Here is a 26,547-nt window from a genome sequence, read left to right as displayed (position 1 = left end):
GTTATCGTTATTTTGGAGGGACAATGAAGTTCTCAGAAGCAGGTAAATTAAAAAAGCACCTGTCGATAGCGTTTCTTTTGGTTATTTATGTTGGCGTATTAGCGTATTTGTCTCGTTATATCGTGTAACACAGAACTAAAAAAGGCGCCGATGTGACGCCTTAGGTGTACCGATGCATGTCAACGACTTAAACTACATATCGTCGTAGGCTTCTATTTTCGATCCCTCAATAACGTAAGCCGTTTCAGCCAGCTCGTGGCTTATCGTCTCGGTTTTCAACTCTCCAACCACATATATGACATCCCACAGTTCTTGAACGGGTGCGCCTTTGGGAAACTTCACGTAAATGATTTGGTTTGGTGGCGGTGGTGGTACGTGGATACAAGCTCCAAAGTATGGCACCAACAAAAACTCGGTGACGGTATTCGCGTCACCTTCAAGCGGGATGACAAAGCCCGGGATTTTAACTTGGCTTCCATTTAGCTCTGGTCGAACGTTACCAATTCTAGACTGTTGCGCTGCGCCGCCACTGTGATCAGAAGCTGGCATGCCCACGCTGTCGAACAGTTTGCGTTCTTTCTCAGGTACTAGATCAATCCAGTCGAGCGTTAATGGCTCCTCGCTTGCGAGTACTGGTGCTATAAATGAGACGATCAGCAAGCAACTTGCGAGTATTTTTCTCCACATTTTATTAAATCCTTATTGTCATTCCGTCACTTAGTGACTGTCGGTAGGCGCGAAAAGCCGGGATGAAACCAATTACAATTCCAGCGCATTGTACGAAACCTAATAGCATCCATTCATAGGGCGATAAGAGGCTTAAAGTCAGATGTATTCCATAATGCTGTTGAATGATGGGTTGCACGATGGCGAGAATGGCATACAGCCCTGCCACTCCGGTCACAATTCCGGCAGCAGTAAGTAGACTGGCTTCGCTGATCAACAATGAGAAAACATGACGAGGTCTTGCTCCCATAGCGCGCAAAATCGCCATTTCACGGCGGCGCTCCTGCAAGCTGGTTAATAAGCTGCTTAGCATGCCGAGTAATCCTGCAATCACCACAAAGCCAGACACTGCCATTAAGGCTTGCTCGGCAACAGACATCATTCCCCACAGTTCATGCAACGCAACCCCGGGCATAATCGCGCTAAGCGGTTCTTTGGGATAAGTGTTGATTTGCCTTTGTAGGGCGAAAGTCTGAATACGAGATTTCAAACCGACCAGCATCGCGGTAATTTGCTTGGGCTGAAAGTCTCTGTTTTTGAGATCTTGTGCCTTGGGTGTTGGGCCTAAACGTGCACCGCTTTCCCATCCGACGTGAATCGCTTCGATGGCTTCTAGCGAGACATGAACGGTTTTGTCGACTGGCGTGCCAGTGGGCGCAAGAATCCCGACAACTTTGAATGGCAGGTTGTCATGTCGGCTAAAGCCTACATCACTAATGCCGTGGGCAATGATGATTTCACTACCGACGTGATACCCCAGCTGTTTTGCGACATCAGAACCGAGCACGGTTTCAAATAAACCATTGAATTCTAGGCCTTCTGAAAATGTTAGTGATTGCTTACTTCCGAATTTATAGTGTTCAAAATAGCTGTGGTTGGTTCCCATGACTCGGAACCCTTTGTGCGAGTCGCCAAGTGAGATTGGAATCGCCCAATCTACTGCTCGATGATTGGCAAACTCTTGGTAGCTCTTCCAGTCAATGTTGTTGGTGGCATTGCCAATGCGAAATACAGAGTAGAGCAGCAAGTTCACTTGTCCAGAACGGCCACCAATGATGAGGTCGGTGCCTGAAATTGTATTGGCGAAGCTATCTTTTGCCTGAGTACGAATGCGTTCTACTCCTAAAAGGAGTACGACAGAAATCGCGACTGTCATGATGGTTAATATTGCCGTCGCCTTACGATTGATTAAGCTCTTCCACGCGAGCTTTGCAACAGCGCTCATGATGCGGCTCCTAGGTTAGATGCTTGGTTAATATCTGGTAGGTTAAGTGTGCGGTCAAATAAGGGCTCAAGCGTTGGATCGTGACTGACGAAGATCAGCGTAGCGTTGGCTTGATTCGTTTGCTCCATCAGGAGTTCAATAAACGCTTTACGGTTATCGTGGTCTAGAGCGGAGGTTGGCTCGTCAGCAATCACTAACCCCGGATACCCAATGAGTGCTCGTGCAGCCGCAACACGTTGTTGTTGGCCAATGCTCAGTTCCGATACCGGACGAGCATGAAGCTCGCTGGGTAGGTGGAGCCTTTCAAGCAGAGCTTGAGCTTGCTCTTCTAACGTTTGAGATGACGTTCTTGAAAGCGCGCGGCCACGTCGTGTTTGACTGAATTGGCAAGGCAGTAGTACGTTTTCAAGTACGTTTAAATAAGGCAATAAATTGAACTGCTGAAAGATATAGCCAATGTGATCGGCGCGAAATTTGTCTCTTTGACTTGCACTTAAACTAACAAGGTCAGTATTCAGTACGGATAGAGAGCCTGATGTTAACGTGTTGATGCCAGTTAGTAGGGCAAGCAGCGTAGATTTACCGCAGCCACTGGGACCTTTGATAAATACGTGCTCACCTTGGGCAATATGTAACTGTGGAATATGAATGGTTGCGTGTGTTGAACCGGGCCAGACAAACTGGGCATTATTTAGCTCAACAACGTTTGACATGATTTCAGTCATACTAAATCACCAAAGCATTGGCGTGTAAGTGTGTACTTACACGCCACTCGTGTTATTTGATTACGATTTGGGAGTTATCTTTGCTCAGTTTGATGGCTGATTGCATGGTGTCAGTGAATATATTGACGTTGATTGACTCAGTCGTTGGAAATTGATTAAACCAGTCGCTTTGAATGTGACTGAGTTGGTTAACTTGGTCACAGCTGAAGCGATATTGCACCGAAAACTCACCATGTCCGCCATTTTCATGCTCCTCATGGTGAGCATCGTGACCGTCATGGTGCTCATGTTCATCATGATGTTCATTGTGATGATCATGGTGTTCGTGCCCTTCATGATCGTGATTTGCATGGTCATCATGGTCGTGCTCGCTATGATCATGGTCTTCATGAGGGGTGCTGAGGTTATGGTTTACGTAAGCTTCTTCAATATCACAATTGGCTTGCGCGTTAATAGCAAACAGTGTGTTGCTGTCTTCTAGGGTGGCAATGGCTTGTTTAAGTGCTTGCTCTTGCTGTTCATTTTCTGGAGCATGCTCGAAACCAACCACATCGGCACCGGGAGCAGTAATCTCCACTAACAGATCCTTTCCATCTTGGGCGATATTAAATTCGACGTGACCATGCACATGAGCACCGTGCTGGCGGTATTCGTCCGCATTTGCTGCTGTCGATAAAGAGAGACCAATGACAAGCGCTAAAATATGTTTCGATAACATTTTGTGTTTCCTAATTTTGCTGGCACTAACCCGAGCAATACCGGATCAGATTTGTATTTACTAAGGTGCGATTCGTTGACACGTGAGGTGCAGGAATACGCACAAATTATGTTGAGTGTGGAATAGTTTGGAAATTAAGCAAAATAAGGCGGGGCACGAGCTGCACCACGAATGTCTTCACTATTAACAAGGCGCTGAAAGACATCATGGTATTGGATGCGCGTAAATGTTGGCGTCGATAGGGTCGGTTGAGCTTTGGCTATGCCGTGCTGAACCCCAGAAAATAGCTGGCAATGATGGTGTGTGTGGTGTTCGGGAGTCAGATCAACTTGATGAAGGATTACCGCAAAGTTCCAAGCGATCAGCAACGCGGCACTGAAAAATAAAACAGTGCGATGCCAATGCTTCCGTATCTTTTGCTGGTGGTGGTACATCTGAGCTCCTCTTACCGACTGTTATAATATAACACCCATAATGAGTAAAAGTTCACTCTTTTGTTGGCTAGTGGGAAAATTTACGTCAACACATGCGATGTCGCCGAATCTGAGACAGTCTCCTTGGTGGAATCACTGAGCGTTAAACTAGGGGCAACAGAAATCTCAAGCTTTAAGGTTGGTCGCATGGCTCCTTACATTGCGTACTACGGATATTAAGGAGCCAAGCAACGAGACTAGATGTTCTGTTTAATTAGCTTGATCACCTTTGCAATTTCATCTTGCTCAAGTGCGCCTTCTTTTACAAACAGCACTTTGCCTGTTTTGTCTTGAACAATAATGGCAGAGCTTTCTTCTTTAAGATCCCAAGTGTTGGCGACTACGCCATTTTCATCCAGAACCATAGATGACCAAGGAAACTCTTTTTTGCTGTCTTGGGCTGAAGATTTCACGAACGAACCTGTCCCCCAGATGGCATCATCTTGGTTAATGATCGTAGTTGTTTGGTAGCTTTCTTGCGGGAATTGCGCGGCGGTTATTGCTGACATCAAAGGGGCGTTCATTTCTTTTGAACTGCTACGACCTGCGATTGCTTGAATAACACGAACCTTACCCTGCATATGCTGGGTTGCCCATGGTTGGTATGCCACGCCCTCACCTTGCAAAACAATCTCGCCATAAGCCGCGACCTTGGCAGAAGGAACGGTCTCACCGACAGATAGGTTGTGTGCAAACGCAAAGCTTGGCGTTATAGCCAATAGTAGAGGTAGGAGAGTCTTAGTTTTCATATTGTTATATTCCGTACGAGTTGGAAGTTTTCCAGTATATATCCAGATCTAGGAAATTTGTAGAACTGTTGATAACATTTATTTAACGTATGGGGTGGTGTAATATTGCGTTATATTTAGAATTTGCTAAAATGAACCTCGTCGCAGATTGCGCATCAAGATTGCAGAGGATAAATAAGCAATCCGTGTTTTCTCAAAGGAATTGAGGTGAGTTATGCTACGTGAGTTTGCTGTATACCGACCATTACAAGTGGCACGTTTCGTTAAAACGTTGTTCAAAGGTCAATTCTTTATTGCTGGGGTTGGATGTTTTCAGTTCGACAATGGCAAAGTTTTGCTCCCTGACGTCAACGATCAGAAAAGACTCACCATCTTTAAAGAAGTCAACCAAGTGATTGCTTCGTTGTCTGTTTAAGAGCCCGTTGGCTTGAATTTAGTTTTCGATTTCAAAAAAGAGCGACCTATTCGGTCGCTCTTTTTGGTTTCAGTTAGTCCTAGGAACTAACTTTGTAAGCTGGGTGGAAAGCAAACACCTGTGCCACCGATACCGCAGTAACCGTCAGGGTTTTTAGCCAGATATTGCTGGTGGTAAGTTTCGGCAAAATAATACGGGCCCGCTGGCTGTATCTCAGTGGTGATGTTCGCGCGTAGTTCCTCTTGCAGTGCTTGTTGATACAAGAGCTTCGATTTTTCTGCGCTCTCTTGCTGCTTCGCGGAATAAGTGTAAATAGCCGAACGGTATTGTGTGCCCAAATCGTTACCTTGACGCATCCCCTGGGTTGGGTCATGTTTCTCCCAAAAAACGGCCAGTAGTTTTTCTAAGGAAATCACGCGTTCATCGAAGACGACTCGTACTACCTCTGTATGGCCTGTTTTACCCGTACACACCTCTTCATAAGTAGGATTGGGTGTATATCCACCGGCGTAGCCAACCGAAGTGGAGATAACCCCATCCAGTTGCCAAAATACGCGCTCAGCGCCCCAAAAGCAGCCCATTCCCAGCAGAATTTGTTGTTGATGCGGCTCCAATGGTGCCTTTAAGTTAGATTTATTTACAAAATGATGATCTTCAACCTGCATTGGTTGCTCTCTACCTGGCAAGGCATCTTCTATACTGATCAATGTTTGTTTGTTGAGCATGGTATTTGTCCTTCAATACGTGTCTTAAATTTGCGAACTTTTTCATTTCGTCTGTATCTGATGCTGTGATGACATAGACCGCGTTAAACCTATTAATATTACAGACTTAGACTTTAATTGGCGTTATCATTATTTACGTTTACTTAACCTCATTCAGCCAAAAAAGCATGATAAAAAAAGCTCTCCTCACCATTGTTGGCCTGTTTGCCTTTTCTCATGGTGCCTATGCCGATGTTTCTTTGACTTTAAAAGGCATCGATGGCGCTTTAGAAGAGAATGTCAGTGCGTACCTGTCGTCCATTCCAGCGAAGGACTACTCCACTTCTCTGCGCTTTCAAGCGAGATTAGATCAAAGTATCACTGAAGCTCTCAATGCGCTTGGGTATTATCATGCAAAAATTTCATACTCTATTCCGGAAGGGAATGATGAGTTGATCGTCAGCATCAAGCCGGGTTTACCTGTGAAAGTGAAAGTCATGGATGTGGTGATCACAGGTGAAGCAAAAGACGATGAAGAGTTCGCCAAACTTATTGAACGTTCACCGCTTAAAGTCGGCAAAGTATTGAATCAAGGTGAATACGATAGCCTGAAATCGGGTATTCGTAACTTGGCGTTGCAGCGTGGTTATTTCAATGGTGATTACAAGCTCAGCAAACTTGAAGTGATTCCTGACTTCAATGAAGCGAATGTGCGTTTGCATTATGACAGTGGTATTCGTTATCACTTTGGTCCGATTAACATTACTGGCAGTCAGATTTGGGAAAACCGTGTTGAATCAATGCGACCTTTTGAAATTGGTGAACCTTACTTGGTTTCGCAAGTGGGGGAGTACAACCAAAATCTGTCTAATACCGATTGGTTTTCATCGGTTTTTGTGGAGCCTGATTTAAGTAAATTGGATGAGGGACGCGAATTGCCAATTAAGGTCTCGCTCGCGCCAGCGTCAAAAAACCAAATAGAAACCGGTCTTGGTTACTCGACCGATACTGGTGTGCGTGGCACGTTAAAATGGAAAAAACCATGGGTTAGTTCACGTGGCCACAGCTTTAATACGGCGTTATCACTATCAAAGCCAGAACAGACGATCACGGCAGGCTACAAAATCCCGCTTGATGATGTATTGCGTGAATACTACCAACTGCAATTTGGTTTAAAGCACCTTGATAACCGAGATACGGAGAGTTTGGAATCCAACCTGGCAGTTGAGCGACATTGGCTAACCGATGGCGGCTGGCATAAAACCATTTATGTTCGTCACTTGTACGAAAACTTCTCTCAAGGTCTGCAAGATGATGGGGTGCAATTTGTTTTACCCGGAGCTACTTTTTCACGAACTCGTGTCCGTGGTGGCAACATGCCAATGTGGGGGGATAAGCAAAGTGTAACGATCGAATATGGTGATCCTGCTTTGCTGTCAGAAACGCGAGTATTGCGCCTATTAGGGCGATCATCTTGGATCCGCGGGATCGGTGATAATCATCGTGGTTTGTTCCGTTTAGAAGGTGGTGCGAACATCACTGACGAATTTGAAAAGCTTTCGCCTTCTCTGCGTTTCTTCGCTGGTGGTGATAACAACATTCGTGGTTATGGATATGAGTCTATTTCACCTGTGGATGAAAGTGGCGCTTTGACGGGTGGTAAATACATCGTCAGCAGCACATTAGAGTATCAATATCGCGTGTATGGAAACTGGTGGGCAGCCACCTTCTACGATATTGGTGATGCATTTAACGAAACACCTGAATGGAAATCGGGTGCTGGTGTGGGTATCCGTTGGGCGTCTCCGGTTGGACCGGTTAGCTTTGATTTTGCGTGGGGACTGGATGAAAAACCAGAAAGAGAGTTCCGCATCCACTTCTCATTGGGGCCTGAGTTATGATCAAAATGATGTTTAAGTGGACCAAATGGTTGTCGCTAAGTTTGATTGGTCTATTGCTGTTGCTCATCATTTTTGTTGCGACAGTGCTATTTACTCACCCTGGTCTTAAGCTCGCGTTGTGGGGAGCAGAAAAGGCTTTACCGCAACTACAGATAGAGAAAGCTCAGGGTTCATTATTTCCTCGTTTTGAGCTACAGAACGTCAGTTTTGTCGACGAATCTTTGAACATCGACGCAAAAGTCGATCGTTTAGCGTTAGCGGTTAACTTCCGTTGTTTCTTTGATCCTAAAGTCTGTGTCGATGAGCTAACTCTGCAAGGTGTTAACTTTCAGATGCCAGAGCTCCCTCCGGCAGGCGAAGAGCCTGAGGAGACACCGCCATTACGTACAGTCAGTACACCAGTCCCTATTTTTGTTAATAAGGTCAGTTTTGATGACATTAACTTAAACATTTTGGGCAACCAAATTGACTGGCAAGATTTCTCTACCGGGCTTTCTATGCAAGGCGACCGTTTAGTGATTGCGCCGACGGCATTAAAAGACATCAATGTTGCACTGGCTCCAAGTGAAGCTGAACCTGAAGCGGCCACAGACGAGCCGAAAGACGCTGACGCTCCGCCGCAAGATATTGTGTTACCTGAGGTGTGGATTCCACTCACTGTGGAAGCAAGACGCCTCGATATTCATAACTTCAAGCTTGCAGGTGAGAAGCCGGTGATCGTTCACCACCTTGGTGTTGTAGCGAAAGCGGGGGGCGACCGTGTTGATGTGAAAACATTAGAGCTCGATATGCCTGAAGTGGAAGGTAAGTTAAGCACGCAAGTAACGCTTTCTGCTGACTATCCTCTCAAAGCTCAGCTCGATGCGCTGGTGAAGCAAGCGGATGCGAAAGGGCAAAAGCTGTCGCTGTCAGCTGCTGGCACGGTGGGAGACCTTTCTCTCACTGCGACCTTATCTGAACTAGTCGAAGCGGAGATCAAAGGTGAACTTCAGCCCCTGAAAGCGCAGTTACCCTTTGATGTTGCAATCAAAAATGTGCAAGCGCAATGGCCGTTAATCGGTCAAAGTGATTATCAAGTATCGGTACCAAGTTTATCTGCAAAAGGTTCCCTGGACGGATACATCGTGGCACTAGAAACACAAGCTTCGGGTAAAGATATTCCTGCTGTAGATGTTGTACTAAACGGCAAAGGCACATTAGAGCAAATCGATCTTGAAAGCCTGGTGGTTAAAACATTGGGCGGTGAGCTATCCGGTCAGGTGATGGCGAATTGGGCTGCGCCAATCAACTGGCAAGCTGACCTTAATTTGCAACATATTCAACCAGGTCTTCAATGGGAAGAAGCGGAAGGCGATATCAGTGGTAGCCTCTCGACTTCAGGTTCTTTAACAGAACAAGGCGGTTGGCAAGTCAGTTTACCTAAGTTAGATATCGATGGCATCTTGCGTGGTTATCCGCTGAATGTGGAAGGTCAGCTTGAAGCGTCTGATAAGAATGGCAAAGGTGAAGACATTCAGCTTACCACGCAAGGTTTAGCGCTTTCTCATGGCCCTAACCAATTGAGTGCCAAGGGGAAGATTGATAAGCAGATATTAATGGATGTTGAGGTTAACTTCCCCGATTTTGCGAAAAGTGTTCCGGATCTAGCGGGTAAGATGCAAGGCAACGTGGCGCTGCGTGGTAGCTTGAAAGAGCCTGACATCAAATTAGACCTAGCGCTAAATCAAGTGAGCTGGCAGCAGCAAGCGAACGTCGAAAACATAACTTTGAAGGGGGATGTGACGCCTCTGCCAGCACCGAAAGCGAACTTAAGCCTCATTGCGAACAACATTACCTACGACGACATTAAAGTTGATAGTGCAGACCTTGAAGTTTCTGGGGATGAAAAACTGCACCAACTGACGCTAGATGTGGTGTCTGACATTGTATCAACCAGCTTAGAAATTGAAGGCTCATTCATACAGAAGCCGCAAATGAGCTGGGATGGTGCATTGCGTCGTCTTACTTTGAGCACGCCGCAGGGACCTTGGGCGTTGCAGAAATCGACGGCGGTTAAAGTCAACATTGATAAACAAATCGCTGATGTTCAAGCACATTGTTGGCTGCAAGCCAATTCGAGTGTTTGTTTGACCGAAGATATTAGTGTTGGTCAAAGTGGCGAAGCCAAGTTAGCCGTGAACGACTTTGACTTTGAACAAATCAAGCAGTTCCTGCCGCCAGAGACGAAATTACAAGGGTCGGTCAACGCGCAAGCAGCAGCAAAATGGGCACCAGAGATGAAGCCGGAAGTCACGGTGAACGTTGATATGCCTAAAGGTCAAGTAGAGCAAGCACTAGAGCAGCCGATAACTCTTGGTTGGGAAAGCTTTAGCTTTAAAGCGGCGCTGGCAAAAGACAAGTTAGATGCTGAGTGGTTATTTGATGTGAGAGACAACGGTGACTTATCTGGTCAGGTTTCTTTGGTCGATGTAACGTCTGAGCAGCCTGAGATTGACGGTAAGGTCTCGCTATCGACATTCCATCTGGATTTCTTAGCGCCGTTGATAGGTGAGTACAGCCTATTCAAAGCGAACATGAATACTGATTTGGCGATATCTGGTGATGTTATGCACCCTAAGGTCAACGGTCAGTTCTTGATTGATCAAATGAAGCTACAAGGTGAAGTCACGCCGATAGACATTAACTCCGGTCAGGTCGCGATCAACTTTAAAGGTCACCAAGCGGATCTTGATGCGGGTATCATGACGCCAGATGGTGAGTTGGAAGTGACTGGTGAGGCCGATTGGCAGGATCTAAAAAATTGGCATACCAAAGCGCGCGTATTTGCGAAAGAGCTTCAGGTGGATCTTCCACCAATGGTAAAAATCAAAGTTGAGCCGGACATGACTATTGATGTCACACCACAGCTTGCTAAGGTCGAAGGTAATATTAATCTGCCTTGGGGACGAGTTGTGGTTGAAGAGCTGCCACCAAGTGCGGTTGGTGTTTCAAGCGACACCGTGATTTTGGACCAGAACTTACAGCCTGTGAGTGATATCGAGCCAATGCCATTTGATGTTGAAACGGATATCAACATTAAGATTGGTGATGACTTCCAACTGGCTGCCTTTGGCTTGAAAGGTGGTCTGAAAGGTAACCTCAATGTGACACAGAAAGATAAAGGTCCGTTCATCGTTGGTGAGGTTAATATCGTCGACGGTTCTTACCGTTCTTTTGGTCAGGATTTGGTGATTGAAGAAGGTAAGATCTTAATGAATGGTCCGGCAGATCAGCCGTACGTTTCTATTAAGGCGATTCGAAACCCAGATAATACCCAAGATGACGTGATTGCTGGTGTGCGTGTAACAGGACCAGCATCGGATCCAAATGTGGAGATATTCTCTGAGCCAGCGATGCCTCAAGCGAATGCGCTCTCTTACCTACTTCGCGGTCAAGACATTGATGGCGAAGCGGGAGGCAATGCTATGACGACCACGTTGATTGGCCTAAGTTTGGCAAAGAGTGGACGCGTGGTTGGTGAAATCGGCGAAGCCTTTGGAGTTCAAGATTTACAATTGGATACGGCAGGTTCGGGCGATGATTCTCAAGTGACCGTCAGTGGTTACATTCTGCCGGGATTACAGGTGAAATACGGCGTCGGCATCTTTAACTCACTAGGCGAGTTCACAGTGCGTTATCGATTGATGCAAGATCTGTATTTAGAGGCGGTTTCTGGTGTAGATAGTGCGGTTGACCTACTCTATCAATTTGAGTTCGATTAGAGCTTGTTCGCCTGCGTACATAAAGTTCATGACTAAGGAGTGGTTATGCAGCATTTAGTTTTTGTATATGGGACCTTGCGTAAAGGAGAGTGTAATCATCACTTTCTGAGCTCGGCCCAGTTTCTTGGTCAGCATGAAACGGATGCTCAGTTCGCACTGTATGACTTAGGTCCTTATCCCGCGTTGTCTGTTGGGCAGCGTTCGATACAAGGTGAAGTGTATCTGATTGATGATGAAACCTTATCCGAGCTAGATAAGTTGGAAGATGTGCCAGTAGAGTATCGTCGAGAGAGCATCGTCACGCCGTTTGGCCAAGCTTGGATCTACTTGTATCAAGATACTGAACAACTGACCGAAGAAATCGCTTCCGGCGATTGGTGTCAAAAGGTGTGAGCTATACTGACATTATCAATAGCAACGAGCTAAACACTCAGGAGTCACGATGAAAACATTCGTAATTGGAGTAATGGCGTTGCTTCTTGCTGCATGCGCACAAACAACACTACCGACTTCGAATAATGTGACCGATTGGCAAGTGTTTGGTAAGCAGTCAGCTTTAGATGGATTACGGGAGTTATCTGAGGAGCGAATTGCGAAGCTGGATGATGTTAACCATGCGACGCCTGAACTGATCATGGCCTATCAAACGGGTTATCAGCAAGGGAAGCAAGAGTATTGTGAACAAAGCGCGTATATGCTTGGTGTTATCGGGCGTCCGTATTTTGGTATTTGTGATGACCTAGACCCTTTCTTTCAGCATGACTATGACGCTGGCCGAATGTCTTCTGCAGGCGCGCCTATCTAGTTGACTTACACAAGATGAAAAGCAAAAGAGCTGCCCTAAAGCAGCTCTTTTTAATTTTGTATCAGCCGTGATGCTTATTTTTTCTGAGCGCGCTCGTAAGATTCTAGGATCTCAGCTTTAGCGGCAGCAACATCTGCCCAACCATCCACTTTCACCCATTTACCTGCTTCAAGCTCTTTGTAACGCTCAAAGAATTGCGTGATCTGCGCTTTCAGTAGTTCTGGGATATCGTCCACATCTTGGATGTGATCGTACTCTTTCGAGATTTTGGTGTGTGGAACCGCAAACACTTTTGCGTCTTCACCTGACTCATCCGTCATCTTCAAAACGCCAACAGGACGGCAGCGAATCACTGAACCTGGCATGAGTGGGTATGGTGTTGGTACCAGTACGTCGACTGGGTCGCCATCAAGAGACAGCGTATTGTTCACGTAGCCATAGTTACATGGGTAGAACATCGGTGCAGACATGAAACGGTCAACAAATACCGCACCAGAGTCTTTATCTACTTCGTACTTGATTGGATCTGCATTTGCAGGAATTTCGATCACGACATAGATATCTTCAGGCAGCGACTTGCCTGCTGGCACATGGTTTAAGCTCATTAGAATATTCCTTTTCATTAACGATGAGTCACACAAAAGCGGCTTCATCTGATGATAAATTCGCGTTTCACTTTAGCGACAAAAACGCGGCAGGTAAACACCTGCCGCGTTGGACAAAGGTCTGAAATTATTCTTCGTCGCGGTGCAGTTCAAGGAACTCTTCAACTTTGCGAACCATGTTCTTAGAACCCACAAAGAAAGGCACACGTTGGTGCAATTCGGTTGGTTTGATATCCATGATGCGATTGACGCCGTCTGATGCAATACCGCCCGCTTGCTCAATTAAGAACGCCATTGGGTTACATTCATAAAGCAGGCGTAGCTTGCCCTGTGGATGGCTTTGCGTACTAGGGTAAAGGTAGATACCACCTTTCAGTAAGTTGCGGTGGAAATCAGCAACCAATGAGCCAATGTAGCGCGAAGTGTATGGACGACCGTCTTCTGGCACATTCTCTTGGCAGTACTTGATGTACTTCTTCACCCCTTGAGGGAAGCGAATGTAGTTACCTTCGTTGATCGAATAAATCTTGCCTTCTTCTGGAATCATCATGTTTTCATGAGAAAGGCAGAAGCTGCCGATAGATGGGTCGTAAGTAAAGCCGTTTACGCCGTTACCTGTGGTGTAAACCAACATGGTTGATGAACCGTAAATCACGTAACCAGCGGCAACTTGCTTATGACCAGGCTGAAGGAAATCTTCTTCTGTCGCCGGTGTGCCAATAGGTGAAACACGGCGATAAATAGAGAAGATAGTACCGACAGAGACGTTCACATCGATGTTAGAAGAACCATCAAGTGGGTCCATCAGTACCACATATTTGGCGTTTTGGTTGAGCTCTTTGTTGAAAGCAACCGCTTCGTCTTCTTCCTCACTGGCAACGCCACACACTTGGTCACGAGCTTCAAGCGCGGCTTTGAACTTATCGTTCGCGTAAACATCGAGCTTTTGCTGGTCTTCACCTTGGACATTTTCCGTACCTACAGCACCAGTGATATCACCGAGACCCGCTGCGTTGATTTCGCGGTTAACGATTTTTGCAGCTAAACGAATGGAGGCTAAAAGGGATGATAGATCACCGCTAGCGTGGGGGAAATCCGCTTGTTTTTCGACAATGAACTCGCCTAGGGTGCGCAGTCCTGACATGGTTAATCCTTACATTTTCATTTCATTGGGGGTAGTGCGCAAGTGAGCATCTCTTTATGGATGTTAAACGATTGCGCTGGATGTAAGTTTAAGTCGCAGATCTTTTTAATGGTAATGAAGTAACTGTTTGAGATCTCAATTTATTTGTAGACTTGTTTGAGGTATTCATCAGTAAGCAAGAGGTTGTACAGTCTGTGTTCAACCTTGTCATATTTGTGAAAGGGACTGCAAGAAGAAGGCTAAAGTCTCTCGCTTTTCTGGTTGTGATCGCGATAATGAAAGCATTAAAGAACGCATTACAAGGTTTAGTTTATGCACATTCATATCTTGGGTATCTGTGGCACATTTATGGGCGGCGCTGCGATTTTAGCGCGCCAATTAGGGCATAAAGTCACTGGTTCTGATGCCAACGTTTACCCACCGATGAGCACGTTGCTTGAGTCTCAAGGTATTGAAATTATTGAAGGCTTCGACCCGTCTCAACTCGCCCCTCAACCAGACCTTGTGGTGATCGGTAATGCCATGAGCCGTGGTAACCCATGTGTTGAACATGTGCTCAATACCAACATGCGCTACACCTCTGGTCCGCAGTGGCTCAACGAGTTTTTGCTGCACGATCGCTGGGTATTGGCGGTATCGGGTACACACGGTAAAACGACCACGTCGAGCATGCTGGCTTGGATACTCGAAGACTGCGGTTATCAACCTGGTTTCCTAGTTGGTGGAGTACTTGGTAACTTTGGAGTCTCTGCTCGTTTGGGTGAAAGCATGTTTTTTGTCGTTGAAGCGGACGAATATGACAGTGCTTTTTTCGATAAGCGTTCTAAGTTTGTGCACTACCATCCTCGAACCTTAATCATGAACAACCTTGAGTTTGATCATGCAGACATCTTCGATGATCTAGAGGCGATCAAGCGCCAATTCCATCATTTAGTGCGAACGGTTCCCGGCAATGGCTTAATCTTAGCTCCGAAGCAAGACCAAGCTTTGGCGGATGTATTAGAGCGTGGTTGCTGGACAGAAAAGCAGTTTTCAGGTGTTGATGGCGACTGGCAGGCGCACAAATTAGTGGTCGATGGCTCAAAATTTGAAGTTGCTCTACAAGGCGAGAAGGTCGGTACCGTCGAATGGGATTTGGTGGGTGATCATAACGTTGATAATGCGTTAATGGCGATTGCCGCGGCGCGACACGTTGGCGTAACGCCGGAGCTCGCGTGTCAGGCTCTGGGCCGTTTCATTAACACCAAGCGCCGTCTTGAGTTAAAAGGTGAAGAGCAAGGTGTGACGGTTTACGATGATTTTGCGCATCACCCAACGGCAATTGAACTCACCATCGGTGGTTTGCGTAACAAGGTAGGCGAAAAACGCATTCTTGCCGTGTTGGAACCTCGTTCTGCCACTATGAAGCGCGGCGTGCACAAAAACACACTCGCGGATTCGCTACACAGTGCAGATGAAGTGTTCTTATTCCAACCAGACAACATCGAATGGTCGGTGCAAGATATCGCGGAACAATGTCAGCAGCCTGCTTTTGTTGACGCTGACATCGATAACTTTGTAGCGAAAATCGTTGAACGTGCGCAGCCAGGTGACCAAATCCTCGTGATGAGTAATGGTGGCTTTGGCGGTATTCACGGCAAGATCCTCGAGCAACTTAAACAAAAAGCCTGATTTTTATGCAAAACAAACAGCAGCAAGCAGAAAAAGCCATCACTTTAGCGTTAACTGGAGCATCTGGTGCGCCTTATGGTCTGCGCCTTTTAGAATGTTTAGTCGCGGCGGATTATCATGTCTACGTTCTGATCTCTTCGGCGGCTCGTGTCGTGATGGCAACCGAACACAACCTTAAGCTGCCAAGTGGGCCAGAAGCCGCAAAGCAAGCGTTGGTGGAACACCTCAACTGTGACCCAAATAACATCACCGTTTGTGGTAAAGATGACTGGTTCTCACCGGTAGCGTCTGGCTCTGCGGCACCCAAGCAAATGGTGGTTTGCCCATGTTCAGCAGGAAGTGTTGCGGCGATCGCGCATGGTATGTCGGATAACTTGATTGAGCGCGCCGCTGACGTGGTGATGAAAGAGCGTGGGCAGTTGTTGCTCGTCGTTCGCGAAACACCATTTTCAACGCTGCATCTGGAGAACATGCACAAGCTATCGCAAATGGGCGTCACCATCATGCCAGCGGCTCCGGGTTTCTACCATCAGCCAAAGAGCATTGAAGACTTAGTGGATTTTATGGTGGCGAGAATTCTCGACCACTTAGGTATTGAGCAAGGTTTAGTGCCTCGTTGGGGTTATGACCAGCGTTCGTGAGCTGATTGTGTAACCACTCAAATACCTTTACAATCCATCCAACTCATCGGGGAGCAAACCCATTTAGCATTGAGTCAATCAATGCATTTGGGCGCTGAGACCTAAGTGCTTTACTAGGGACCCGTATTACCTGAACCAGATAATGCTGGCGTAGGAATTGAGTCTGGATATTGGAAGTCCTTAATAGCCGCCTCAACCCTGTGCCGCTCAACTTATTTCTCTGAAATACTCATGGAGAGCGAGCAGTGAAAACCACTTCAAGTCTGATTGCCTTAGCTGCAATTACTTCAACTTCAGCGTTTGCTGCTGAAAACCCATTAACTATTTATACCTACGATTCTTTTGCCGCAGATTGGGGACCAGGTCCTAAAATCGAGCAAGCTTTTGAAGCAAAATGTGGCTGTGACGTTAACTTCGTGGCGTTGGACGATGGTGTGTCGATCCTGAATCGTCTTCGTCTTGAAGGCGGTAATAGCAAAGCCGACATCGTGTTAGGTTTGGATAACAATCTGATGGCAGAAGCGAAGAAAACCGGTCTGCTTACCGAGCACAATGTGGATACGGCTAACACAGTGTTACCAAATGGTTGGAGCGACACGACGTTTGTACCGTACGATTACGGCTACTTCGCGTTTGTGTACAACACAGAGAAAATGGCTAATCCGCCGAAAAGCATGAAAGAGCTGGTGGAAACGCGCGACGATTTAAAAGTGATTTATCAAGATCCGCGTACGTCAACGCCTGGCCAAGGCTTGATGCTGTGGATGAAATCCATCTATGGCGACGACGTGACGCAAGCGTGGCAGAAGCTAGCGAGCAAAACCGTAACGGTCACGAAAGGTTGGTCAGAAGCGTATTCCATGTTCCTTAACGGCGAGTCGGACTTAGTGCTTTCTTACACTACGTCACCTGCGTACCACTTAATTGCGGAAAACGATTCAAAGTTTGCGACGGCGAATTTTGCTGAAGGTCACTACATGCAAGTTGAAGTCGCCGCTAAAGTGAAAGGGGCAAAAAATTCAGAACTTGCTGATCAATTTATGAATTTCATTTTAAGTGATGAGTTCCAGTCAGCGATGCCAACGGGTAACTGGATGTACCCTGTTACTGACGTTGAGTTACCTAAAGGTTTTGAAACCTTGAGCGTTCCAAACAAGTCGTTGAGCTTTAGTGCTGATGAAGTGGCAAAAATGCGTAAGTCTTGGATTCGCGAATGGCAAAGCGCACTGACGTTTTAGCTGACGTTCCACCCCTCATCTGAATGAGATAGGTTTTACCTTTGAATTCTGTTCCAAAAATAGGTTTAGGGGTCGCGATGATCATCGTGACCTTTGTTGTTTCTGCCCTAGGTGCTTTGATTGTTCAAGCCCCTTCACTTGATGTGTCTGTGGTATGGGACGACTCGTATTATCAACATGTCACCAAGTTCAGCTTCTACCAAGCTTTTCTTTCCACATTGCTCAGTGTTGGCTTTGCCATTCCAGTTGCGCACGCGCTTTCACGTCGCCAATTTTGGGGTAAGTCATTACTGCTTAAGCTGTTTGCATCGACGCTAGTTTTGCCTGTTTTGGTTGGTGTTTTCGGGCTGTTAGCGATTTATGGCAACAGCGGTTTGTTAGCGCAGTGGTTGCAAAGTTTCGATACTAAACTGCCATTTTCTATTTACGGTTTGAACGGAATTTTACTCGCCCATGTGTTCTTTAATTTACCTTACGCGGCGCGCTTGCTGTTGCAAGCATTAGAATCTATTCCTGCCGAGCAGCATAAGCTGTGTGCGCATTTAGGTATGAACCATTGGAATAAGTTTCGTTGGGTGGAATGGCCGCGTTTAAGGCAGCAACTTCCCCACGTTTGTGGCTTGGTATTTATGTTGTGCTTCACCAGTTTTGCCACTGTAATGGCGTTGGGGGGCGGGCCAAAATCCACCACTATTGAATTGGCAATTTACCAAGCGATTAAGTTTGATTTTGATTTACAAGCTGGGGCGTTATTGGCGCTGTGGCAGATGCTGTTATGTGGACTGCTTGCCATTGGAGTGCAGAAGTTAACAAAGCCTGTTTCTATCAGTGCTGGCAGCACATCGGTACAGCAATATTTAACGAAGGATCATGGGTGGTCAAAAGCTTGGGATAGCTTTTGGATCATAGGTGCCTTTTTACTGGTGATACCACCGTTATTGATGGTGTTACTGAGTGGCATCAACCAACAAGTTTGGACGGTGTTAACCGATGAACGTTTTTGGTCTGCGTTATCTAACTCACTCAAAGTGGCAGGGTTAGCCAGTGCGCTTGCGGTCGCTGCGGGCGTGTCCATATTGTTGACCAGCCGTCGTTGGCGGTTGCAGTACAAAAACACGCGAGCTGATCAGATTGAGCTAATCGGCACCATTATTTTGGTGACGCCAGGTTTGGTGATTAGCACCGGATTATTCTTGCTGTTGCGATCATTTACCGATGTTTTTAGCTTGGCGTTTTTTGTTGTGATTTTGGTAAATGGTTTGATGGCTTTGCCTTACGTGATCAAAACGCTGGCACAGCCAATGCTGCACATCGAGCAGCAATACCAGTATGTGTGTGCCAGCTTAGGCATGCGTGGCTGGCAACGCTTTAAAGTGGTGGAGTGGCAGGCGCTGCGCAAGCCATTCGCACATGCGTTTGCGATCAGCTTTATGTTTGCGATTGGCGATTTAAGTGCTATCGCGTTGTTTGGCGGACAAGAGTTCCGCACTTTACCTCTGTATTTATTCCAGCTGCTTGGCAGCTATCAGATGGACGCGGCTGCGGTGGTATCGGTGACCTTGTTGTTGTTGAGTGTGGGCTGTTTTGCCTTGATTGAGAAAGTATTGAAAACGAAGGAGAGAGCGTAATGTTAGTGTTGGATGATGTGCAGTACACCTACCAACGTGAGCTGTTTCGTTTTGACTTAACGATTGAGCAAGGTCAGATAGTGTCGCTGATGGGACCAAGTGGGGCTGGAAAATCGACGTTGCTGGCGTTGGTGGCTGGGTTTATCCATCCTGACCAAGGTGACATTCGGGTTGATCGTGAGTCGATTGTGCACAAAGAGCCTTATCAGCGTCCTTTCTCCATGCTGTTCCAAGAGCATAACTTGTTTTCTCACTTGTCGGTGCGTGACAACATTGGCTTAGGTTTACACCCAGGGCTAAAGCTTACGGTAGACCAAAAACGTCAGGTTGAACAAGCGGCGCAGCAAGTTGGCGTTGCAGAGTACCTCGACCGTTTGCCTGAGCACCTTTCTGGAGGGCAGCGTCAACGTGTTGCCTTGGCGCGTTGTTTTGTTCAGCCTCATCCCATGTGGCTGTTGGATGAGCCTTTCTCGGCGCTTGATCCGGTTTTACGTGAAGAGATGCTGAGCTTAGTAAAAAAACTGGCGGCAGAGAGGGGAATAACCGTATTGATGGTCACGCACCATTTAAGCGATGCCAAAGCCATTGCCAGCCACTTTGTGTTTGTGGCTGATGGCAAAGTGGAAGCGGCGGATAGTATGTCTGCATTGAGTGAGCAGCATGCTAGTGAGAAGCTTGCGGCATTTATCCGAGCCGCACGCTAATGCTCAATGGTGGCGGGATTATGCTTCACCGCAACACAAACCATGTCGAGGACCAAATTCAAACTGAGATCTTAGGCTCATGATATGGTCAATCATCGCTTGTACTCGTCGCGTTCGGTTTGCGCCAGGACGATAGACTAAATAAATGGGCATTGGTACCGTGTGCCATTGAGGTAAAACTCTGACTAAGGAGCCATTTTCCAGCTCTTGCGTCATGTTTTGCATAGGTAAGTTAGCGATTCCCAATCCTTTGAGCGCGCCTTTTAATACCGCTTCTACGGTGGTGCTAGAGAAGTTACTGGTTACCGAGACGTTGACCGTGTTGTCCTGAGAAATCAACGTCCAAGGGCCTATCTCTGAAACATACTGATATCTCAAACAGTTGTGTGTTGTCAGATCTTCTGGCGTTTTAGGTACGCCACACTCAGCTAAATACTCAGGACTGGCGGCCAATACTCGGGTGGTGTAGCCCAATTTTTTAGCAATCAGTCGATCATCGACGATCTGGCCGACTCGAATTGCCATATCAAAACCGTGTGAAAACAGATCAACAAAATCATTCGATGCTTCTAACGCAATTTGTACTTTTGGCCATTGTTTTAAAAATGGTAAAAAGATGTGCTCAGCCATATACGCATCCAAGGCTGGCGGCGCAGCAATGCGAAGCCGACCTTGGATCTGCTGTTCCATTTCCTGAACGTCTTGACCAATCGAGTGAAATTCCTCAACTAAGCTTGCAGCACGCTCTAAAACCATTTGACCAGCTTCGGTAATCACCAACTTTCGGGTCGTGCGCTCTAGGAGCTTGGCTTCAAAGTGTTGTTCGAGTTTGGTTATGGCTTTACTAACAGTAGACTTTGGTAGGTTTAACTCCAGCGCGCACTTGGTTAAGCTCAGTAGTCGACAGCTTGTGACAAAGATAGAGAGCGTCCTAAAGTCAATTGTTTCTAAATTTCGAACAATCACTTTCAATTATCCATATTGTTTCAATATTGATCTGATTATAGTCTGGCTCCTCATCCTTAGCCATCAAGTTATTGTCATTTGAGGTAAACAACATGTCCAACTCTGTAGACTTATTTTCTCCTATCGAACTCGGTCAATTAGCATTAGATAACCGTGCCATTATGGCCCCTTTAACGCGCGCTCGTGCCAGCGCAGATCATATCCCGAATGACCTTATGGTTGAGTACTATGCTCAACGCGCGAGTGCTGGACTTATCATTGCTGAATGCACCATGGTGATGGAAGGAACGTCTGCTTTTATGGCAGAACCGGGCATTTATAACGAAGAACAAATTGCAGCTTGGAAAAAGGTAACGGATGCGGTTCATGAGAGAGGCGGTAAGATCGTATTGCAAATTTGGCATGCGGGACGCGCTTGTCATCCTGAACTGAATGATGGGAAAACGCCTGTTGCAGCGAGCGCACTAGCCATTCGTGATGAGTTAGTTCATACCCCTTCAGGTAAGCAAGCATATACGGTACCACGAGCACTCGAAGTGGATGAGATAGCTTCTATTGTGGCGGCGTTTAAGCAAGGTGCGGAAAACGCCAAGAAAGCAGGCTTTGATGGTGTGGAGATACATGGTGCCAATGGTTATCTTATCGATAACTTTCTTCGTGATGGATCGAATTTACGTACTGATGAATACGGTGGCTCAGTCGAAAATCGTGCCCGTTTTTTACTTGAGATAGTTAAAGAAGTGGTCGAGGTATGGGGACCTGGAAGAGTAGGGCTGCGCACATCACCATTAAATGGATTTAATGACATGAAAGACAGCGATCCGGTTGGCTTGGTTCGTTACTTAGCTAAGCAACTTAATGCTTTCGATCTTGCTTATTGGCACGTGATGCGTGCGGATCTAAAGGGCGTACAAAAAGCAGATGTTCTCAAGCCAGCACGCGAAAACTATCAAGGTTACCTAATGGCCAACGTGGGCTACAGTGCACAAGAAGCGACAACGGCAATTGCAGAAAATCAAGTTGATGTGGTCGCATTTGGCGTTCCATTTATCGCCAACCCTGATTTAGTTGAGCGATTTAAGAAAAATGCACCTCTTAATGAGGCAAAACCTGAGCACTTTTATTTAGGTGGAGCAGAAGGTTATACCGATTACCCAGTAATGGCATAATCCTTACTTGTTCAATATAAAAAGGACGCTAATGTTAGCGTCCTTTTTCGTTTCTTTAGTTGTTTAACCTTGCGGTTTCACGACCATCACATTGATTGGAGAATATTCCACGACCTTACTTGCGACAGAGCCAAGCATTACTTTATTGATTTTAGAACGCTTGTGACTTGGCATAATGATGAGATCAGCGCCCAAGCGCTCTGCATAATCAAGAATCGTCGCGTAGGCTTTGCCCTCAGCAACATGCACTTGGTACACCACATCTTCAGCAATATGCTTATTGGCAAAAGCTTTTAATTGCTGCTTCACGTCTTGCTTCATTTTGGCTGCTGCATCTTTTGGGAAGTATGTAGCAACCATCGACATGTGAATACCAGGTAGTACTGTTAGAAGGTGGATTTGCGCATTCGCTTGCTTTGCCTGCCAAACCGCTAGTTCAACCGCTCGGTCTGAAAAACCTTGGTCATTTAGATCAACCGGAACAAGAATTTGTTTGTACATTCAATGTCTCTCACTAAGGCCCCTTCCTCGGGGCCAAATCGGTTATGCGCTCAATTGTTCCTTACGAGCACGACGTTTTTGGTTCATGGCAAGCACCAGCAAAATCATTAAGCATGGCACAAATACCCATTCTTTCATCGGACGTTCTGCATCTTGGATAACCCACTTGATCTCCCAATCAAAGTCGATACCTGCAGACTCTGCCGGGCTACCAAACTCGACCATATCGACAATCATTTTGTTGTCGCTTTCGGTCAGCATCAGACCCATAGACGAAATACGTGCTTCCGCTGTTGTCGCACTGTCTTCGAATGGAAGACGAACCGTTTTCTCGATGTAGTCGCCCTCAAGGTTTTCGCCGGCAACACGTAGCTCCAATGATTCTCCTACATTTAGCGTTTCCGTGATTTGAGCTACCTCAACGCCAGGAGAAAGAACTTTCGCTGGATACAGCATGTCCCACCAAAAACCAGGACGGAAAAACGAAAATGTCAGTACTAATAATAGAACGGCTTCCCACCACTTGTTACGCGTGAACCACCATCCTTGTGTTGCGGCGGAGAAGATCAGCATCGCAATGATCGATGAGATGACAGTGAGTGCTAAATGCCACCAAGAGTCTATCCCCATCAACAGTAGCTGGGTATTGAACACAAACATGAATGGCAAAATGGCGGTTCGAATATCGTAAGTAAAGCCTTGGATACCTGTACGAATTGGGTCTGATTTAGCAATCGCAGCCGCCGCAAATGCCGCAAGACCTACGGGTGGGGTGTCGTCGGCCAAAATACCAAAGTAGAAAACGAACAAGTGCACCGCAATGAGTGGGATGATCAAGCCATGTGCTGCACCTAGCGTGACAATAACCGGTGCCATCAACGTAGATACTACGATGTAGTTCGCCGTTGTCGGTAGACCCATCCCAAGAACCAAGCTGATTATTGCGGTAAACAGCAGCATAAGAATGATGCTACCGCCAGAGATAAACTCAACGAAGTCCGTCATGACCAGGCCGATACCCGTTAGGGTGACGACCCCAACTACGGTACCTGCCGCTGCCGTTGCAACGCCGATACCAATCATATTGCGAGCGCCAGCAACCAAGCTCTCAGCCAGATCGACGAAGCCATCTTTGGTTTGCTGCATCATGTCACCTTGCTTTGATAACAGAGCAATCAATGGACGCTGAGTCAGCAAAATGAAAATCATGAACACCGTTGCCCAGAATGCTGAAAGACCTGGCGAGAAGCGCTCTACAGTCAGACACCAAACCAATACAACGATAGGCAGTAGATAGTGCAAACCAGATTTAACCGTTGGGCCAGGATCTGGTACTTCTGTTAACTCTGCATCAATCTCAATTGCGCCATCTTGCACGTGATTTGCTGAGATCTTCACCAAGCCAACGTACGCAATTAACAGGGCAACCGTAACAATTGGCGTCGCGGCATCACCAAAGACATCTTTCGTCCAACCCACTCCGTAGTAAACCAATGCGCTGATCACACACAGTCCTAAGATTGTGCCAGTAAAGGAAAGCAAACTTTGCACTAACGTTGGGTTGTGGCGACGAGGAAGACCTGTCATACCCGCTTTACACGCCTCAAGGTGAACGATGTAAATCAAAGCGATGTAAGAGATAAGTGCCGGAAGTAGGGCAGCCTTAATCACCTCAACGTATGAGATACCGACATATTCCACCATCAAGAATGCCGCTGCGCCCATGATTGGTGGTGTTAACTGACCATTAGTTGAGGCGGCAACTTCAACGGCTCCCGCTTTGGTGCCCGGAAAACCGACACGTTTCATCAATGGGATGGTAAAGGTACCAGTGGTTACCACGTTTGCGATTGAAGAGCCAGAAACAAGCCCGGATAAACCAGATGCAACAACGGCCGCTTTTGCAGGACCACCTTTCATATGACCCAGTAAAGAAAAGGCGACTTTAATGAAGTAAGCACCTGCGCCAGCACGTTCCAGCATGGCGCCAAACAATACAAACAAGAACACAAAAGAGGTTGAAACGCCTAATGCGACACCGAATACACCTTCCGTTGTTAGCCATAAGTGAGACATGGCCTTGTTTAAGCTCGCTCCTTTATGCGCGATGACATCGGGCATGTAAGGGCCTGCAAAGGTGTAAGTAAGGAAGACAGCAGCGACCACCATCAGTGGTGGACCGAGCGCTCGGCGTGTTGCCTCTAAAAGGAGAACCATACCGATGACAGCAACGACGATATCTGCCGTTGTTGGTGCACCGGAACGTCCAGCTAGCTCGGTATAAAAAAGGTAAATATATGCCGCAGAAAAACTACCTGCTAGCGCCAATATCCAATCGACAAGAGGGATATGATCGCGAGGGGAATTTTTCATAGCTGGATAAGCAGTGAAAGCCAAGAAGATCGCGAAAGTGAGGTGGATTGATCGCGCTTCCGTGTCGTTCAGTACGCCGAAATTAAAAATAAATGGTAGCGGAGATGCGTACCATAATTGAAATAGTGACCAACACAGAGGAACAAACCAAAGGATTCGTCCTTGCATTCCCGAGGGGCTACGTGCACCTGTGTCTGCCTGAGCCACCATTTCTTGCACATCTTGTGACGGAGCTTGATTCGTCGCCATGTACTTTTTCCTTATTATTGATGGTCCTGTCGGATTTTTATCGAGAACCACACTTCGCCTTTATCAGTGTAGCGAATGGAGCGAAGTTTGCTTTCGAGTATTTTGCTGCCTGAACTCAAAGTGTTGAATTTTGGAGACTCTGCTAGGCGGCGTTTAAGTTTTTCTTGGGTATGAACTCGCAATTTTCGGAAGAAAACTGGCGAATGAAGCATGCAGTTAGCACGTGCTACAACCTGCATGCTCAAACAGGCAGAAAACCATCTTTTCCTGCCTGTGAGTTTGGAGTCTGAGGAAGTTACTTAAGTAGACCCACTTCTTTGTAGTATTTTTCTGCACCTGGGTGAAGAGGGATAGATAGACCCGCTTTCACCATGTCTTCTTTTTTCAGGTTTGCAAACGCAGGGTGTAGACGTTTGAACGTATCGAAGTTTTCAAACACGGCTTTTGCAACGTTGTAAGCGACATCGTCTGAAACGTCTGCTGTTGTAACCATCGTTGCCGCAACACCAAAGCTGTTTACGTCTTTGTCTGTGCCACGATACATGCCAGCCGGCACTGAGCTAAAGGCGTAGTATGGGTTATCAGCAACAATCTTATCGATTTTCGGGCCTGTTGCAGAAACTAGCTTAGCATCACATGATGTTGTTGCTTCTTTGATTGAACCGTTCGGGTGACCCACCATGTAAATGAATGCGTCAATTTTGTTGTCACAAAGTGCTTGAGAACGCTCAGAGCCCTTTAGCTCAGAAGCCAATTTGAAGCTGTCGTTTGTCCAGCCCATCGCTTCCATAACAACGCCCATGGTTGCACGGTCACCAGAGCCAGGGTTACCGATGTTTACGCGCTTACCTTTTAGGTCTTCAACGTTTTCGATACCTGAATCTGCACGAGCAATGATGTTGAAAGGTTCTGTATGAAGAGAGAACATTGCACGTAGCTTTTTGTACGGGCCTTGTTCCGCAAACTTACTCGTACCGTTGTAGCCGTGGTACTGCCAATCCGATTGCACGATACCAAAATCTAACTCGCCAGCACGGATAGTGTTAACGTTGTAAATAGAGCCGCCAGTCGATTCTACTGAACAACGAATGTTGTGTTCTTTACGACCTTTATTGACCAATTTACAGATAGCACCACCAGTAGGGTAGTAAACACCTGTAACAGAGCCAGTACCGATAGTAATAAACTCTTGAGCGTTAACTGCGCCTGCACCCATTACTGCTGCAGCGATAGCGCCTACTTTGAGAAGTTTGTTAAATGCCATGAATTTCCCTTCCTTATATTCATTATTTACCCGGAAATAACCATAAATCACTTCTGGAGTTTCCTATTTGGAAACGGCATCTTTTCCAATCCAATCGTTTGAAAAAGCGAGCGAATCATAACAAAAAATTGGCAGAAAATTATCCAATTGTTAAATGTTATAGTTGATAAGTCTGAATCTTGTGCAGGAGGA

At 46.5% G+C, this 26,547-nt stretch carries 24 protein-coding genes and 1 riboswitch; of the genes, 11 read left to right on the top strand and 13 right to left on the bottom strand.

All coding sequences use genetic code 11. The features are described 5' to 3' along the window. Positions 1–192 precede the first annotated feature (192 nt). From CAG69_RS02015 to CAG69_RS01990, 6 genes are all read right to left on the bottom strand, one after another. Positions 193–687, bottom strand: coding sequence for a DUF3299 domain-containing protein (locus CAG69_RS02015; protein ID WP_104969021.1), 495 nt, complete (start codon positions 685–687; stop codon positions 193–195). Positions 688–691: 4 nt separating this feature from the next. Next, positions 692–1,951: an ABC transporter permease gene (locus CAG69_RS02010; RefSeq protein ID WP_161442497.1), complete on the bottom strand. Its 1,260-nt coding sequence runs from the start codon at positions 1,949–1,951 to the stop codon at positions 692–694. After that, positions 1,948–2,676, bottom strand: coding sequence for an ABC transporter ATP-binding protein (locus CAG69_RS02005; protein ID WP_006742969.1), 729 nt, complete (start codon positions 2,674–2,676; stop codon positions 1,948–1,950). Before CAG69_RS02005 ends, CAG69_RS02010 begins: the two co-directional genes overlap by 4 nt. 52 nt (positions 2,677–2,728) lie before the next feature. Beyond that, a complete protein-coding gene (gene zrgA, locus CAG69_RS02000; RefSeq protein ID WP_161442495.1) occupies positions 2,729–3,394 on the bottom strand; it encodes a zinc uptake protein ZrgA in 666 nt (221 codons plus the stop codon). Positions 3,395–3,528: 134 nt separating this feature from the next. Further along, on the bottom strand, positions 3,529–3,828 hold the full coding sequence (locus CAG69_RS01995; RefSeq protein WP_161442493.1) for a DUF2607 family protein: 300 nt from the start codon (positions 3,826–3,828) through the stop codon (positions 3,529–3,531). Between the two features lie 236 nt (positions 3,829–4,064). Then, positions 4,065–4,616 carry a YtfJ family protein gene (locus tag CAG69_RS01990; protein ID WP_161442491.1) on the bottom strand — a complete coding sequence of 184 codons (552 nt, stop codon included), beginning with the start codon at positions 4,614–4,616 and terminating at the stop codon, positions 4,065–4,067. A gap of 214 nt (positions 4,617–4,830) precedes the next feature. On the opposite strand from CAG69_RS01990, the gene CAG69_RS01985 reads away from it, so the two are divergent. Next, positions 4,831–5,031, top strand: coding sequence for a DUF1107 domain-containing protein (locus CAG69_RS01985; protein ID WP_012841164.1), 201 nt, complete (start codon positions 4,831–4,833; stop codon positions 5,029–5,031). 86 nt (positions 5,032–5,117) lie between these two features. On the opposite strand, the gene msrA is transcribed toward CAG69_RS01985, so the two are convergent. Next, on the bottom strand, positions 5,118–5,756 hold the full coding sequence (gene msrA / locus CAG69_RS01980) for a peptide-methionine (S)-S-oxide reductase MsrA (protein WP_161442489.1): 639 nt from the start codon (positions 5,754–5,756) through the stop codon (positions 5,118–5,120). A 167-nt stretch (positions 5,757–5,923) separates the two neighbouring features. On the opposite strand from msrA, the gene tamA reads away from it, so the two are divergent. Genes tamA through CAG69_RS01960 form a run of 4 tightly spaced genes read left to right on the top strand, consistent with a single transcriptional unit; the run spans position 5,924 to position 12,202 of the window. Further along, positions 5,924–7,636: an autotransporter assembly complex protein TamA gene (gene tamA / locus CAG69_RS01975; protein WP_046874047.1), complete on the top strand. Its 1,713-nt coding sequence runs from the start codon at positions 5,924–5,926 to the stop codon at positions 7,634–7,636. Continuing rightward, positions 7,633–11,397: an autotransporter assembly complex protein TamB gene (gene tamB, locus CAG69_RS01970; RefSeq protein ID WP_161442487.1), complete on the top strand. Its 3,765-nt coding sequence runs from the start codon at positions 7,633–7,635 to the stop codon at positions 11,395–11,397. The genes tamA and tamB overlap by 4 nt, the downstream gene beginning before the upstream one ends. A 45-nt stretch (positions 11,398–11,442) precedes the next feature. Beyond that, a complete protein-coding gene (locus tag CAG69_RS01965) occupies positions 11,443–11,790 on the top strand; it encodes a gamma-glutamylcyclotransferase family protein (protein ID WP_012841162.1) in 348 nt (115 codons plus the stop codon). Positions 11,791–11,839: 49 nt separating this feature from the next. Then, the gene (locus CAG69_RS01960) at positions 11,840–12,202 is read left to right on the top strand and encodes a DUF2799 domain-containing protein (protein ID WP_161442485.1); all 363 of its coding nucleotides are present in this window, start codon (positions 11,840–11,842) and stop codon (positions 12,200–12,202) included. Positions 12,203–12,276: 74 nt separating this feature from the next. Here CAG69_RS01960 and ppa read toward each other — a convergent pair whose 3' ends face one another. Together ppa and fbp are read right to left on the bottom strand one after the other, a co-directional pair. Then, positions 12,277–12,807 carry an inorganic diphosphatase gene (gene ppa / locus CAG69_RS01955; RefSeq protein WP_012841160.1) on the bottom strand — a complete coding sequence of 177 codons (531 nt, stop codon included), beginning with the start codon at positions 12,805–12,807 and terminating at the stop codon, positions 12,277–12,279. Between the two features lie 127 nt (positions 12,808–12,934). Continuing rightward, the gene (gene fbp, locus CAG69_RS01950; RefSeq protein WP_005392321.1) at positions 12,935–13,951 is read right to left on the bottom strand and encodes a class 1 fructose-bisphosphatase; all 1,017 of its coding nucleotides are present in this window, start codon (positions 13,949–13,951) and stop codon (positions 12,935–12,937) included. 312 nt (positions 13,952–14,263) lie between these two features. Here fbp and mpl point away from each other — a divergent pair, with 312 nt between their 5' ends. The 5 genes from mpl (at position 14,264) to thiQ (ending at position 19,833) form a co-directional block, all read left to right on the top strand. Next, entirely contained in the window at positions 14,264–15,622 is a 1,359-nt protein-coding gene (gene mpl / locus CAG69_RS01945; protein WP_161442484.1) for a UDP-N-acetylmuramate:L-alanyl-gamma-D-glutamyl-meso-diaminopimelate ligase, read from the top strand. A 5-nt stretch (positions 15,623–15,627) separates the two neighbouring features. Then, positions 15,628–16,263 carry a flavin prenyltransferase UbiX gene (locus CAG69_RS01940; RefSeq protein WP_006742964.1) on the top strand — a complete coding sequence of 212 codons (636 nt, stop codon included), beginning with the start codon at positions 15,628–15,630 and terminating at the stop codon, positions 16,261–16,263. A gap of 37 nt (positions 16,264–16,300) precedes the next feature. Next, positions 16,301–16,437, top strand: a riboswitch (TPP riboswitch). A 71-nt stretch (positions 16,438–16,508) separates the two neighbouring features. Next, positions 16,509–17,501, top strand: a complete 993-nt coding sequence (gene thiB / locus CAG69_RS01935) for a thiamine ABC transporter substrate binding subunit (RefSeq protein WP_161442482.1) — start codon at positions 16,509–16,511, stop codon at positions 17,499–17,501. 41 nt (positions 17,502–17,542) lie between these two features. Further along, entirely contained in the window at positions 17,543–19,129 is a 1,587-nt protein-coding gene (gene thiP / locus CAG69_RS01930; protein ID WP_161442480.1) for a thiamine/thiamine pyrophosphate ABC transporter permease ThiP, read from the top strand. Beyond that, the gene (gene thiQ, locus CAG69_RS01925; protein ID WP_006742961.1) at positions 19,129–19,833 is read left to right on the top strand and encodes a thiamine ABC transporter ATP-binding protein; all 705 of its coding nucleotides are present in this window, start codon (positions 19,129–19,131) and stop codon (positions 19,831–19,833) included. The genes thiP and thiQ overlap by 1 nt, the downstream gene beginning before the upstream one ends. An 18-nt stretch (positions 19,834–19,851) precedes the next feature. Here thiQ and CAG69_RS01920 read toward each other — a convergent pair whose 3' ends face one another. Then, on the bottom strand, positions 19,852–20,799 hold the full coding sequence (locus CAG69_RS01920; RefSeq protein WP_065644956.1) for a LysR family transcriptional regulator: 948 nt from the start codon (positions 20,797–20,799) through the stop codon (positions 19,852–19,854). Between the two features lie 92 nt (positions 20,800–20,891). Here CAG69_RS01920 and CAG69_RS01915 point away from each other — a divergent pair, with 92 nt between their 5' ends. Next, positions 20,892–21,968, top strand: a complete 1,077-nt coding sequence (locus tag CAG69_RS01915) for an alkene reductase (protein ID WP_005392308.1) — start codon at positions 20,892–20,894, stop codon at positions 21,966–21,968. A 63-nt stretch (positions 21,969–22,031) separates the two neighbouring features. On the opposite strand, the gene CAG69_RS01910 is transcribed toward CAG69_RS01915, so the two are convergent. From CAG69_RS01910 to CAG69_RS01900, 3 genes are all read right to left on the bottom strand, one after another. Beyond that, on the bottom strand, positions 22,032–22,469 hold the full coding sequence (locus CAG69_RS01910) for a universal stress protein (RefSeq protein ID WP_005392306.1): 438 nt from the start codon (positions 22,467–22,469) through the stop codon (positions 22,032–22,034). Positions 22,470–22,511: 42 nt separating this feature from the next. Further along, positions 22,512–25,091 carry a TRAP transporter permease gene (locus CAG69_RS01905; protein WP_161442478.1) on the bottom strand — a complete coding sequence of 860 codons (2,580 nt, stop codon included), beginning with the start codon at positions 25,089–25,091 and terminating at the stop codon, positions 22,512–22,514. Positions 25,092–25,386: 295 nt separating this feature from the next. Continuing rightward, positions 25,387–26,355 carry a TAXI family TRAP transporter solute-binding subunit gene (locus CAG69_RS01900; RefSeq protein WP_005392302.1) on the bottom strand — a complete coding sequence of 323 codons (969 nt, stop codon included), beginning with the start codon at positions 26,353–26,355 and terminating at the stop codon, positions 25,387–25,389. Positions 26,356–26,547 lie beyond the last annotated feature (192 nt).

The sequence above is a fragment of the Vibrio sp. V43_P6S15P86 genome (assembly GCF_009904725.1).
GTDB classification, from domain to species: Bacteria; Pseudomonadota; Gammaproteobacteria; order Enterobacterales; family Vibrionaceae; genus Vibrio; species Vibrio diabolicus.
The sequence above is the reverse complement of the archived record's forward strand: the minus strand, read 5'-3'. Positions and strand labels throughout refer to the sequence as shown.